The sequence below is a fragment of the Stappia sp. 28M-7 genome (assembly GCF_014252955.1).
Lineage (GTDB): Bacteria > Pseudomonadota > Alphaproteobacteria > Rhizobiales > Stappiaceae > Stappia.
The window spans coordinates 1,697,899-1,711,133 of record NZ_JACMIA010000001.1 but is presented as its reverse complement, the minus strand read 5'-3'; the positions used below and the strand labels follow the sequence as shown (position 1 = coordinate 1,711,133).

11 protein-coding genes are annotated in these 13,235 nt (G+C 64.0%); 6 read left to right on the top strand and 5 right to left on the bottom strand.

What is annotated here, in order from left to right:
* Positions 1 to 68 precede the first annotated feature (68 nt).
* The 6 genes from H7H34_RS07600 (at position 69) to ilvD (ending at position 6,728) form a co-directional block, all read left to right on the top strand.
* Positions 69 to 1,235, top strand: a complete 1,167-nt coding sequence (locus tag H7H34_RS07600) for an ABC transporter substrate-binding protein (RefSeq protein ID WP_120269175.1) — start codon at positions 69 to 71, stop codon at positions 1,233 to 1,235.
* A gap of 94 nt (positions 1,236 to 1,329) precedes the next feature.
* Positions 1,330 to 2,253: a branched-chain amino acid ABC transporter permease gene (locus H7H34_RS07595; protein ID WP_199681188.1), complete on the top strand. Its 924-nt coding sequence runs from the start codon at positions 1,330 to 1,332 to the stop codon at positions 2,251 to 2,253.
* A gap of 4 nt (positions 2,254 to 2,257) precedes the next feature.
* Positions 2,258 to 3,259 (top strand): branched-chain amino acid ABC transporter permease, encoded by a 1,002-nt coding sequence (locus H7H34_RS07590; RefSeq protein ID WP_185924785.1) that lies wholly within the window; start codon positions 2,258 to 2,260, stop codon positions 3,257 to 3,259.
* Entirely contained in the window at positions 3,252 to 4,004 is a 753-nt protein-coding gene (locus H7H34_RS07585; protein WP_120269172.1) for an ABC transporter ATP-binding protein, read from the top strand. The genes H7H34_RS07590 and H7H34_RS07585 overlap by 8 nt, the downstream gene beginning before the upstream one ends.
* Positions 4,004 to 4,714, top strand: coding sequence for an ABC transporter ATP-binding protein (locus H7H34_RS07580; protein WP_120269171.1), 711 nt, complete (start codon positions 4,004 to 4,006; stop codon positions 4,712 to 4,714). The genes H7H34_RS07585 and H7H34_RS07580 overlap by 1 nt, the downstream gene beginning before the upstream one ends.
* Positions 4,715 to 4,883: 169 nt before the next feature.
* Positions 4,884 to 6,728 carry a dihydroxy-acid dehydratase gene (ilvD, locus tag H7H34_RS07575; RefSeq protein WP_120269170.1) on the top strand — a complete coding sequence of 615 codons (1,845 nt, stop codon included), beginning with the start codon at positions 4,884 to 4,886 and terminating at the stop codon, positions 6,726 to 6,728.
* A gap of 170 nt (positions 6,729 to 6,898) precedes the next feature.
* Here the strand turns inward: ilvD and H7H34_RS07570 are convergent, their stop codons facing one another.
* The 5 genes from H7H34_RS07570 to H7H34_RS07550 all read right to left on the bottom strand — a co-directional run bounded on the left by H7H34_RS07570 (position 6,899) and on the right by H7H34_RS07550 (position 13,211).
* Complete coding sequence (locus H7H34_RS07570; protein WP_185924784.1) at positions 6,899 to 7,666, bottom strand: SDR family NAD(P)-dependent oxidoreductase; 768 nt, start codon at positions 7,664 to 7,666, stop codon at positions 6,899 to 6,901.
* Between the two features lie 112 nt (positions 7,667 to 7,778).
* Positions 7,779 to 8,993, bottom strand: coding sequence for an adenylate/guanylate cyclase domain-containing protein (locus H7H34_RS07565; protein ID WP_185924783.1), 1,215 nt, complete (start codon positions 8,991 to 8,993; stop codon positions 7,779 to 7,781).
* Between the two features lie 241 nt (positions 8,994 to 9,234).
* Complete coding sequence (locus tag H7H34_RS07560) at positions 9,235 to 10,053, bottom strand: MBL fold metallo-hydrolase (RefSeq protein WP_371811367.1); 819 nt, start codon at positions 10,051 to 10,053, stop codon at positions 9,235 to 9,237.
* A gap of 19 nt (positions 10,054 to 10,072) precedes the next feature.
* Positions 10,073 to 10,531, bottom strand: coding sequence for a cyclic nucleotide-binding domain-containing protein (locus H7H34_RS07555; protein WP_120269167.1), 459 nt, complete (start codon positions 10,529 to 10,531; stop codon positions 10,073 to 10,075).
* An 85-nt stretch (positions 10,532 to 10,616) separates the two neighbouring features.
* The gene (locus H7H34_RS07550) at positions 10,617 to 13,211 is read right to left on the bottom strand and encodes an ABC transporter ATP-binding protein (RefSeq protein WP_185924782.1); all 2,595 of its coding nucleotides are present in this window, start codon (positions 13,209 to 13,211) and stop codon (positions 10,617 to 10,619) included.
* Between the last annotated feature and the right edge of the window lie 24 nt (positions 13,212 to 13,235).

Below are 13,235 nucleotides of genomic sequence, written 5' to 3'. Positions count from 1 at the left end.
CATATGCCATCCAGATGCACGCAGGGGCCAGGGGGCCTCGATGCGGGCGGTCCTGAGGGGAGACTAGAATGAAGCGTATGTTCACGGCGGCAGTAGCCGCAGCGGCGCTTGGCCTGACCGGCATGGCCGCTCAGGCCGAAAGCCTGAAGATCGGATTCCTCGCCACCTTGTCCGGCCCGCCGGCCGCACTTGGCGAGCACATGCGCGATGGCTTCCTGCTCGGCGTGAAGCAGGCAGGCGGCAAGCTCGGCGGTCTCGACACCGAGGTTCTGGTGGTCGACGACGAGTTGAAGCCGGATGCGGCCCTGACCAAGGTGCGCGGCCTGATCGAGCGCGACCAGGTCGACATGCTGGCCGGCATCGTCTTCTCCAACGTGATGATGGCCGTCTACAAGCCGATCATCGATGCCGAGACGATCTTCGTCGGCGGCAATGCCGGTCCTTCGCCGATCGCCGGCAAGGCCTGCTCGCCCTACTTCTTCACCACGTCCTACCAGAACGACCAGAACCATGAGGCGATGGGCAAGTATGCCGAGGACGCCGGCTACAAGCGCATGGTCATCATGGCGCCGAACTACCAGGCTGGTAAGGACTCGCTCGCCGGCTTCAAGCGCTACTTCAAGGGCGAAATCGTCGACGAGATGTACACGCAGCTCGGCCAGCTCGACTTCTCCTCGGAGCTGACCAAGATCGCCGCGGCCAAGCCGGACGCCGTGTTCGTGTTCATGCCGGGCGGCATGGGCGTCAACCTCGTCAAGCAGTATGCCCAGGCCGGCCTGTCCGGTCAGGTGCCGTTCCTGTCGGCCTTCACCGTCGACGAGACGACACTGCCGGCAACCCAGGACACCGCACTCGGCCTGCTGTCGGGCGCGCAGTGGGCGCCGAACCTCGACAACGAGGCCAACAAGGCCTTCGTCGCCGCCTTCGAAGCTGAATACGGCTACGTGCCGTCCATCTACGCCTCGCAGGGCTACGACGCGGCACGCCTGATCGACGGCGCCGTGAAGAAGGCCGGCGGCAAGGCCGACAAGGCCAAGCTGATGGCCGCGATGAAGGAAGCTCCGTTCGAAAGCGTGCGCGGCGAGTTCAAGTTCAACACCAACCACTTCCCGATCCAGGACGTGTATGTGGTGAAGGCCGTGAAGCGCGACGACGGCAAGTATGCCACAGAGACCGTCGAGATGGTGTTCGACGACAAGATCGACGCCTATGTCGGCGAGTGCGGAATGAACTGATGCAGTTCCCCGCCGGGGCATGTGCACGCCCCGGCGGGACTTTCGCCCGACCCCATCCCACCGCAAAGCTTGCGCAACCGACGAGGCCGGTCCGTTGAGCGCCACCCTTCTTGCCGTCCAGACGCTGAACGGCCTGCAACTCGGCATCCTGCTGTTCCTGATCGCCGCTGGACTGACGCTGGTCTTCGGCGTCATGGACTTCATCAACCTGGCGCACGGCGTCCAGTACATGCTCGGCGCCTATCTCGCCGTCACCGGATACAGCCTTACCGGCACCTTCTGGGGCGCCCTGCTGTTCGGCATGCTCGGCGCACTGGTCGTTGGTCTTGTGCTTGAGCTGCTGGTCTTCCGACACCTCTACGATCGAGACCACCTGGATCAGGTGCTCGCGACCTTCGGCATCATTCTGTTTCTCAACGAGGCGGTCCGCACGGTCTGGGGCTCGACCCCGCTGACCCTGCCGATGCCGGACCTGCTGAGCGGTTCCTTCGAGCTGATGGACGGCCTGCTCTATCCGGTCTACCGCATCGCGCTGATCGTTGCCGGCCTGGTCGTTGCGGCCGTGCTCTACATCCTCGTCACCCGCACCCGCGCCGGTATGCTGGTGCGCGCCGGCGCCACCAACGCGCCGATGGTCGCGGCACTGGGCGTCGACATCCGCCGCCTCTTCATGCTGGTCTTCGGCTTCGGCACCATGCTTGCCGGCTTTGCCGGCATTCTCGCCGCGCCGATCCTGGTCGTCGAGCCGGGCATGGGCGACAACCTCCTGATCCTGGCCTTCGTTGTCATCGTGATCGGCGGCATCGGCTCGATCCGCGGCGCCTTCATCGCTGCGCTGATCGTCGGGCTCGTCGACACGCTCGGCCGAGGCTTTGCCACCGACATTGCCAAGCTGGTGATGTCGCCGTCTGCCGCCAACAGCGTCGGCCCGGCCATCGCCTCGATGCTGATCTATCTCCTGATGGCTGCGGTCCTGTTCTTCCGGCCGACCGGCCTCTTCCCGGCACGTGGAGGCTGAGCCGATGACTGCAAGTCCCCTCTCCACGACAGAGCCCGCAACGAGTGCAGCTCCCCCTGCACCGGGGCGTTCTCGCGAGACGCTGATCGCTGGCGTCGCGTTTCTCCTGTTTGCCCTGCTGCCGCCGGTGGCCATCGTGCTGGAAGATACGTTCTTCGTCTTCTTCACCATCCGCGTGATGATATTTGCCATCGCGGCCCTCAGCCTGTCGCTGATCCTCGGATTCGGCGCTCTCGTCAGCTTCGGCCATGCGGCCTATCTGGGCCTTGGCGCCTATAGCGTGGGCATCCTGGCCGAGCACGGCTACTGGGACGTGACTATCTCGCTCCCCGTCACCCTGCTCGTCTGCGGCCTGTTCGCCGCGATTACCGGCGCGATCAGCCTGAAGACGCGCGGCGTCTACTTCATCATGATCACCCTCGCCTTCGGTCAGATGGCCTATTATACGGCCACGTCTCTCTCCGCCTACGGCGGCGACGACGGGCTGACCATCTGGGGCCGCACCGAGATCTTCGGCGCTTCCGTCCTCGGCGACCGGACAACGTTCTACTATGTCGTCCTTGGCATGCTGATGCTGAGCTATGTCATCGCCCGGGTCATCGTCGCTTCCCGTTTCGGCCGGGTTCTGCAGGGCGCCAAGCAGAGCGAGATGCGGCTGCGGGCCGTCGGCATCGATCCCTACTGGTACCGGCTGGTCGCCTATGTGATCGCGGGAATGATGGCCGGTGTTGCCGGTGCGCTGCTGGCCAATGCCACAAACTTCGTGTCGCCGGCCTACATGTCCTGGCACCGGTCGGGCGAACTCATCGTCATGGTGGTACTCGGCGGTCTCGGTTCGCTCGCAGGCTCCATCGTCGGGGCCGCAAGCTTCCTCATACTGGAAGAGGTGCTGGCACTTTTCACCGAACACTGGCGGCTGATCTTCGGCCCGCTCCTCGTCCTGGTCGTGCTGTTCGGCAAGGGCGGCCTGACCGCAATGCTCGGCGGAGGACGCAAGAATGGCTGATCCGATCCTGCAGCTTCAGGACCTCACCAAGGCCTATGGCGCGCTCAAGGTCACCGACCACGTCTCTCTCGACGTACTGCCCGGCGAAATCCACGCGATCATCGGTCCGAACGGCGCCGGCAAGACCACGCTGATCGGTCAGATTTCCGGCTCGCTGCGCCCGGACGGAGGCAGCATCCGCTTCGCCGGGGAGGACGTGACCCATCTGCCGATGCATGCAAGGGCGCGTGCCGGGCTTGCGCGCTCGTTCCAGATCACCGAGATCCTGCCTGCCTTCACCGCCCGCGAGAACGTCGCTCTGGCGCTGCAGGCGAAACAGGGCCATTCGTTCCGCTTTCTGCGCAACGTCTCGCGCGACCGCGACCTCAATGACCGCGCGCTCGCCTGCCTCGCAGAACTCGGCCTTTCGCATCGCGCTGACCTGCCGGCCGGCATCCTGTCGCATGGGGAAAAGCGCGCGCTGGAGCTTGCCATCGCCATGGCTTGCGAGCCCAAGCTGCTGCTTCTCGACGAGCCGATGGCCGGTACTGGCCGCGAGGAGACCGACCGTCTGGTCGAGGTCCTCGGCCAATTGAAGGGGCGCTACGCGATGCTTCTGGTCGAACACGACATGAGTGCGGTTTTCGCGCTCGCCGACCGGATCTCGGTGCTCGTCTACGGACAGATCATCGAGACCGGCACGCCGGACCAGATCCGCGCCAGCACCAAGGTGCGGGAAGCCTATCTTGGCGAGGAGGCCGCCTGATGAGCCATCTGCTGGAACTGGACGGCATCGAGGCCGCCTATGGCGCGGCGCAGGTGCTGTTCGGCATGAGCTTCACCGTCGGCACCGGCGAAGTCGTGACGCTGATGGGCCGCAACGGCATGGGCAAGACCACGACCATCCGCACGCTGATGGGAATGATGACGGCCAGCAATGGCCGGATCCGCTTCGAAGGAGCGGATCTGACGGGCGCGCCCTCCTATCGGATCGCACAATGCGGGATCGGCCTGGTGCCGGAGGGCCGTCAGGTGTTCCCGACCCTATCGGTGGAAGAGAACCTCGTCGCCACCTCCGCGAACCGGTTCGGCGCAACGCCCGGCTGGTCCCTGTCGCGGGTCTACGAGTTCTTTCCGCGGCTCAAAGAGCGCCGCTCCAATATGGGCAACCAGCTTTCCGGCGGCGAGCAGCAGATGCTCGCCATCGGCCGGGCGCTGATGACCAACCCGAAACTCCTCATCCTCGACGAGGCGACTGAAGGCTTGGCTCCGCTGATCCGCGCGGAGATCTGGGCCTGCCTCGAAAGGCTCAAGGGTGACGGCCAGTCGATCCTCGTGGTCGACAAGAATGTCGAGGCGCTGGAGGTTCTGGCCGACCGGCATGTGGTGGTCGAGAAGGGGCAAGTCGCCTGGAGCGGTACCAGCGCCGAGTTGAAGGCTGACCCGACGATCCGCGAGCGCTATCTCAGCGTGTAAAAACCGCTAATTTCAGCCATTGCGAGAGATCGGTATCCCCGATCCGGCACCCTTGCGCGCAATGCATGGCCGTATTGCGAGCCCGTCCCGCAATTTCCTTGCGTCGGCGGTTCCGATCTCGTACCCCATCCTTCCAAACTAATAGTCATACGAACTGATCGAGGCGAGCATGCCGACTTACCGGTCCAGAACCACCACCCACGGACGCAACATGGCGGGCGCGCGCGGCCTGTGGCGTGCCACAGGCATGAAGGACGGAGACTTCGGCAAGCCGATCATCGCCGTGGTCAATTCCTTCACCCAGTTCGTGCCGGGCCACGTGCACCTCAAGGACCTCGGCCAGCTGGTCGCTCGCGAGATCGAGGCTGCCGGCGGCGTCGCCAAGGAGTTCAACACGATCGCCGTCGACGACGGCATCGCGATGGGCCATGACGGCATGCTTTACTCGCTGCCCTCGCGCGAGATCATCGCCGACAGCGTCGAGTACATGGTCAACGCGCATTGCGCCGACGCCATGGTCTGCATCTCCAACTGCGACAAGATCACCCCCGGCATGCTGATGGCCGCGATGCGCCTCAATATCCCGGTCGTGTTCGTCTCGGGCGGTCCGATGGAAGCCGGCAAGGTGAAGCTGGCGGACGGCAAGGAGCGCCACCTCGACCTGGTCGATGCAATGGTCGCCGCTGCCGACGACAGCATGTCGGACGAGGACGTTCAGGCCATCGAGCGGTCCGCCTGCCCCACCTGCGGCTCCTGCTCCGGCATGTTCACCGCCAACTCGATGAACTGCCTCACCGAGGCTCTCGGCCTGTCGCTGCCGGGCAATGGCTCGACGCTCGCCACCCACGCGGACCGCAAGCGACTGTTCGTCGAGGCCGGCCACCTGATCGTCGACGTCACCCGCCGCTACTATGAGCAGGACGACGAGAGCGTGCTGCCGCGCTCGATTGCCAACCGCCAAGCCTTCCACAACGCCATGTCGCTCGACATTGCCATGGGCGGCTCGACCAACACCGTCCTGCATCTGCTGGCCGCGGCGCGCGAAGGCGAGATCGACTTCACGATGGCAGACATCGACAAGCTGTCGCGCAAGGTGCCGGTGCTCTGCAAGGTCGCTCCGTCGGTCTCGCATGTTCACATGGAAGATGTGCACCGAGCCGGCGGCATCATGGGCATTCTCGGCGAACTCGACCGTGCCGGCCTGCTGGACACGTCGCTGCCGATGGTCCATTCGCCGAGCGTTGCCGATGCGCTGGATCGCTGGGACGTCAAGCGTACGACCAGCCAGAGCGTTCACGACTTCTTCCGCGCCGGTCCGGCAGGCATCCCCAGCCAGACCGCATTCTCCCAGGATTGCCGCTATGACAGCGTCGATACCGACCGCGAGAAGGGGGTGATCCGCGCCAAGGAGCATGCCTACTCCCAGGACGGCGGGCTTGCGGTTCTCTACGGCAACATCGCCCGCGATGGCTGCATCGTGAAGACGGCGGGTGTCGACGAGTCCATCCTCAAGTTCACCGGTCGCGTCCGCATCTTCGAAAGCCAGGACAGCGCCGTCAGCGGCATCCTGACCGGCAAGATCGAAGCAGGTGATGTGGTGCTGATCCGCTACGAAGGTCCGCGTGGCGGCCCCGGCATGCAGGAAATGCTCTACCCGACGAGCTATCTGAAGTCGAAGGGCCTCGGCAAGAAGTGCGCCCTCGTCACCGACGGGCGCTTCTCCGGCGGTACCTCGGGCCTGTCCATCGGCCACGTTTCGCCGGAAGCGGCGGAAGGCGGCGAGATCGGCCTTGCGATGGAGGGCGACACGCTCGAGATCGACATCCCGAACCGCACGATCCATCTCGTCGTCTCTGACGAGGAAATGGCACGTCGCCGCGCGGAGATGGAAGCCAAGGGCGCGGATGCCTGGAAGCCGGGTGAGAAGCGCACGCGCAAGATCTCCACGGCCCTGAAGGCCTATGCGCTGCTTGCGACCTCGGCCGCAGAAGGTGCTGTGCGCCGCGTCGACTGAGCCACCAGCCGCTGAATACGAAAAAACCGGCCGCCCATTGGGCGGCCGGTTTCATTTTGTGCTCATGAATACGGTGCCAACCATCTGAGGCACCTGCGCATCAGCGCGGTGCTAGCCTCTGCAGGCACCTGCGCATCAGCGCGGTGCTAGCCTCTGCAGGCACCTGCGCATCAGCGCGGTGCCATGCGGATCGCACCATCCAGACGGATCGTCTCGCCATTGAGCATCGGGTTCTCGCAGATCGCAGCGACGAGGTCCGCATATTCCGCTGGGCGGCCGAGCCGCGAGGGGAACGGCACCTGCTGGCCGAGCGAGTCCTGCACTTCCTGCGACAGGCCGAGCAACATCGGCGTCTCGAAGATGCCCGGAGCGATGGTCATGACGCGAATGCCGGACTTCGACAGGTCACGAGCGATCGGCAGCGTCGAGGCTGCAACACCGCCCTTGGAGGCGGCATAGGCGACCTGTCCGATCTGGCCGTCGAAAGCCGCGACCGAGGCGGTGGAGACGATCACGCCGCGCTCGCCATCCGCCGTGATGGGGTCGAGTTCCACCATCGCCGTCGACGAATGCGCGATGCAGCGGAAGGTACCGACCAGGTTGACCGCAATGACCTTCTCGAACATGTCCAGCGGATGCGGCTCGCCGCGCGAGGTGGTCTTGGCGACCGGCGCGATGCCCGCGCAGTTGACGAGAATACGCTCGACGCCGAAATGCTCACGAGCGACGGCAAAGCCGGCCTTCACGCTGTCATTGCTGGTCACGTCGACCGCAACGAAGGCGCCGCCGATTTCCTTGGCAATCGCCTCGCCTTGCTCCGCGTTCATGTCGAACAGCGTGACCTTGACGCCAGCGGCGGCAAGACGGCGAGCCGTAGCAGCACCAAGGCCCGACGCACCGCCCGTTACGACAGCGGCAATCCCTTCCCCAAGCTTCATGTTCACTCCCTGATTGTATCGAAGTGCAGCGCACTCCCTTGGACCGTATCGGTGAGCAAGAGGTGGCAGGAAGCGACCGGCCGGTCAAGCACCTGCCATCCATGACCTAACGTCATGCGAGAACAACGAGATCGAGCGGTTCGGACAGTCCGGGAACGACCTGACAAGGTCGAATTTCCGGCCCGAAATCCGGGGTTCCCTGCTTGAGAGCAGCCTCATACGTCGCGCGGTCCGTAAGCACGATGGAGCCCTGCCCCTTGTTGGCATCTTCCAGCTTTGCCGCCCGGTTCACCGCGTCTCCGATAACGGTGAACTCCAGCCGGCCGGCTGCACCGACGACCCCGACCGTGACCGGGCCGGACGCAATGGCCGCGCCTGCCCGCAATGGCTCCGGCCAGCCGAGAGCCGAAAGTTCCGGCGCCAGGGCGGCAAACGTCTCCGGCAGTTCAATGCCAGCGCGCAGGGCGTCCGCAACCGCCGTCGAGCTCGCCCGCGCAGCTCCGAAGGTTGCAAGAACTCCGTCGCCGAGAAACTTATCGACTTCGCCGCCGTGGCGCGCAATCACCTCGAGCACAGATTCCTGGTATCGGGAGAGGACCACCATCACGGTCTCGGGAGGCAGGCTCGCCGCAATACGGGTAAAGCCGCGGATATCGACCATCATGACCGCGACATCGCGCAGGCTGCCCTGCCCGGCCACCAGTTCCTCCTCGGCGCCGGTGATCGACCGGGCGACCTCTGGCGCGAAGAACCGTCGCAGGTCTTCGGCCGCCGTATGATCGCGCACCGCCTCGAAGAACATCCTGCGACCGCGGTAAAGCGCGACAGAGAGGCACATCGTGACACCGAGCACGACGATTACCTTGTCCAGTTCCGCGCCGATAAGGATCGCGTTGGAGGTCAGGTACTCAACGTAGTTGCGGGTGATGGACATGGTCCCCATGCCCTGGACGATGGCGTAGAGCACGAGCGCTCCCCAGCCGAGCGCTCCGACAAGACCGGTGATCAGCACGAAGCGCGGTTCGAAGCGCAGCGCCCGCAACGATATGAAGAGGAACAGATACATCAGCGTCGGCGCCTTCAGATAGAAGGTTGCCGGCTGGGCGTACTGGATGTGGAAAGAGAAGATCAGCCCGCACAACAGCGCCACGTCGACGATGATCGAGATCACCAGATACCAAAACGGCAGGACCATCCGGTACGACAGGACCAGGCGCAGGATCGTGAAGAGGAAGTAGGCGCCAAGAGCAAGGGGGACGAAGTTGAATCCGCCGCCGCCTTCCGCCCGGGGCGCGAGCGTGTAAAGCACTGCAAAGAACAGCACCATCGCCAGCTGGATCCAGCCGATCAGGCGCTCTGCCTCGCTTTCACGCTGAGCGATTTCGGATCGCACCCGCGCCGGAACGCCGCCTGCGGGGTCGCCCCTGTTATCGGCTTGTGCCAACGCCCCTCCCCTCGCCAGAACGCCCCCAAGAGCCCAGATGCCCTCGCGGCCTCATCGCATGACGTTTTGCTGCATAGAATGCCTCGCCGTCACGCCCTTGCAAAAGGATACATCGCCCCGCGGGTCAGGGAACGACAACCATCCCCTCACGCCCGACGACGGCGCCGGCGTGCCGGCGCGCAGCTTCCTCGCCGATGGCGTCGAGCGCATCGTCGGACCTCTTAGGGTCATGGTGATGCAGGACGATCTGCGAAACGCCGGCTTCCAGCGCCAATTCCACACCCTTCTGCCAGGTGGAGTGCCCCCAACCGGCGTAGCGGGCGTATTCCTGGTCCGTGTACATGGCATCGTAGATCATCACGTCGGCGCCTTCCACGAAGCGCCGGACAGCCCGATCCACTTCGGCATCGCCGTGCTCGTGATCGGTGATCACGCAGATCGATTTGCCCTCATGCGCGATCCGGTAGCCCGTCGCGCCGCCCGGATGATTGAGCGCAATCGTCGTCAGGTGTGCAGCGCCCTTTCGCTCGACCTCGCCGCCAGCGCGGAAATTGCGGAAAGTCACGGCGCGCAGCGTGTTGGCCGCCACGGGGAAGATCGGCGGAGACATGATGCGACAGATGATATCCATCAGCCCGGAACTGTCGGCAAAATGCCCGGCCCAGGCATTGATGGAAAACCTATCGTCATAGGCAGGGGTGAAGAACGGCAACCCACAGATATGATCGAGATGGGTGTGGGTGAAGAAGAGATCGTATTCCGCCGGCGGGCGGGCGTGCAGTTCCATACCGAGACTGCGCGCACCCGATCCGCAGTCGATCATGAAGATGTCATCGCCGGCGTGAATTTCGAAACACGTCGTTTCTCCGCCGTAGCGCAGTGTCGATGGACCGGGCGTCGGCGTCGATCCGCGCACGCCCCACAGCTTCAGCGAAAGGGTCACAGAAAGGCCATCCCCGTCTTCACGCCCTGCCGCCCGAGGACTGGAGTGCGACGAGATCCTGGGTAGTACGATCCAGGCGTTTGGCGAGCGTACGCATCACCTCTAGCGACATATCCGGGAACTCCTTGAGGAGACGGAGGAAATCGTCCTTCGAAACGGTGAGGACGTCCATCTCCTTGGTAGCTACGACAGTGGCCGTCCGGGGAACGTCGCACAGGATCGCGATCTCGCCAACTATCGAATTCTCGCCCAGCCGCGCCACTGCGCGTTCGCCGTCCGGCGTGCTCACCCGCACCTCGGCCTCACCGGCAAGGATGATGAACGCGGAATCGCCCTCGTCCCCCTGATCGCAAAGGTGCTCGCCCGGCGTAAAACTCGTCCGGTCGGAAATGAAGGCCAGGAGCCTCAGCTTGGTGGCGTCGATGCCTCGGAAAAGCGGTACGCGCCGCAGTGCATCGACTTCCGCGTCAAGGGTCACATGTCCTCCTTCGGGAGTGCGGCCGGAACGGTACCGGCCTCATCCGCAGTCAGGTAAGGGGCGTCAACAGGGGCGAGCAGATGCTTCATCCGGCACCTTCCTCATCCACAACACGTCCCTGGTTCATAACGATACTATGGTCGAATTCGCCCGCCACGATCAAATTGGGCGCGCCGAAAAGCAACATGCGGCCCTTGAGCGCCTTGCGGATCGAGGCGCGCAAGGCCTTGTCGTCGTCGCTGCCGCTGCCCGCGGTATCGTCAAGGATGGTGATCGGAGCGTTCTTCATCAGCGCCCGCACCAGCGCAACGCGCCGCCGCTGCCCCGTGGACAGACGCGATCCCGCGACACCGACATGGAAGTCGAGCCCCGCACGCACGATCGGACGGCGCAGTTCCATTTCGTCGACGATGGACCGGATGAGACCGTCGATCTTCTCGCGCGCATCGCGCCGGTCGACGCGTGGGCGCCCGAACAGCAGATTGTCCTCGATGGACATCGGCGCGATGAAACTGTCGCGGTCGAAGACAACGAAGCGGCTCTGGTCGCCGTTCAGCCGCTTGTGGAAGGCCGCGCGCGCCGCAACGATCTCCTCACGCATGGCATCGTCCAGGACGCCGAGGCGGTGACGGGCAGGAATCAGCTTGAAGGCCAGGCCGATCAGCCGCTCCTGGTCGGGATCGCGCAGCTGCCCCTTCGACGATTCAAGGCGAGAGGTGCGCACGATCCTGTCGAACTCCGGCAGTTCGTCGAGCGTGATGAAGGAGTAATCCCCGAGCAGTCCGGAATCGTCGCTGACATTTGCGAACAGCTCGACCATCGTGCCGGCGATCTTCAGGCCGATCTCGACCAGCCGGCTCCGCAAGCCCGTCTCGTCGAGCGCAGCAGCAACATCCGGGTCCGATGCCAGGGTGTAGATGCCGACCGTCGGATCAACCGGCATTGCGAAGAGCAGGTTTTCGGCAAGGCTGGCAGAGTTGTTGAACCGCTCGACATCCCACAACTCGACCATCGCAGCGAGACGGCCGTCTCCGGCAACCCTGTCGGCCAGCGCCCTGCGCACGGCAAGCACGCGGTCGGCGAACTCCGGATGGCGCGCCGGGTCGATGGGCGACTGCAATCCCATTCGGAAAACATCCGCCGCAAGGCCTGTCATTTCGATGAGCTCAAGCGCGCGCGAGTCCAGGTCGTCAATCGTATCGACACCGGCGGCCTGGAAGTCCTCCCATTCGGCCTGGATGTCGTAATCCGGGTTCTCCGTTGCACGCGCCTCGGCCAGCCAGCGAGCGTATCTGGCCTTGTCCTCGCCTTCCCGCTCTGGGACGCGCAACGGGCGATGGCGCAGGCCATAGAGAATGTTGTCTCGTACCGTACCGGTCCACACATGCACCGAAGGACCGACATAGGCTATCTGACGGCCCAGCACCGCCTCGCCCAGATTGTCGAGATTGTGCCCGCCGATCTCGACCCGCCCGCTCGTCGCTCCCAGCAAGCCGGCTGCGAGCTGCAGGACTTCGGACCGACCGGATCCGTCCGGCCCGGCGACCGCCGCCTGAGCCCCGGATGGTACCGTCAACGAGACATCGAAGACTTCCTGCCCCGCAGCGCCGCCGGAGAAGCTGACGCTGCGCATCACCAGATCGCCGGACAGATCTACGTCCGCGTTGTCGTCCGTCAGCCGCGTGACCGGATAGATGTCGGCAGGATCGAAGTTCTCGACCACGGTCTGGTACTTCACCTCGACGTCCGCAACCATCTGATAGTAGGCCAGCAGCTCCTTCCAGGGGCCGGCAAGATCCTTGTAGGCAGCGATGACGGCAAGCAGCGCACCGATCGAAAGATCACCTTCGATCACCAGCCAACCGCCGATCAGATAGAACAGGAACGGCGTCAACTGGTTCATGAAGTTGTTCAAAAACTTGATGAAATACTTCCAGTTGAAGATCTTGAAGCGGATCTGGTAATTCGTGTAGAGGCGCTCGGAGATGTCCGCGGAGTGCCAGGCGGACGCATCGTTGGCGTGAATTTCCGACACGCCACCGATGCTCTCGCCGATCTTGTCGGCGATCACGCGCACGTTGCGCACCCGTTGGCGCGACAGCAGGACGACCCGCTTCTGCAGCTTCGGGATGACATAGGCCTGCATCGGGTAGGACGAGATGGCCGCCAGCCCGAGCAAGGGGTCCTGCATGAAGATGAAGCCGATCTGTACGGCCAGCATGCCGCCCTGGTAGGCAGGAAGCGCCACGGCCTCGCCGATGAAGCCACCGACGTCTTCCACCTCCGATGTGATCATCGGGATGATCTCGCCGGAGCTGACCTTCTTGAAATGCGGCAGTCGGAAACGCAGGACGCGTTGGAACAGCTCGAATCGTAGGCGGCGCAACATGCGCTCGCCCAGCCGCCCCTTGTAGACGTTCAAGGCGAGCTTGATGCCGTTGGACAGGATCACGAGGCCGAGAAAGGCGAGACAGAGCACGACGAGGTAGGACACCTGGTCGAACTCGAGCCCATAGACCTCGCGCGGGAAGTTCTCGCCCTGAATTGCGTCGTTGACGATGAGCTTGGGCAGTTCCAGCAGCACATAGGTGACCGGATAGGCGATCACCGTGATGAGCAGGATCGTCAGTTGCTGACGGGCGCTGTATCGCCAGATGAACTTGAAAAGGCTTTTTTCCATCGTCGGTCGCGTTATCGGGTCGCG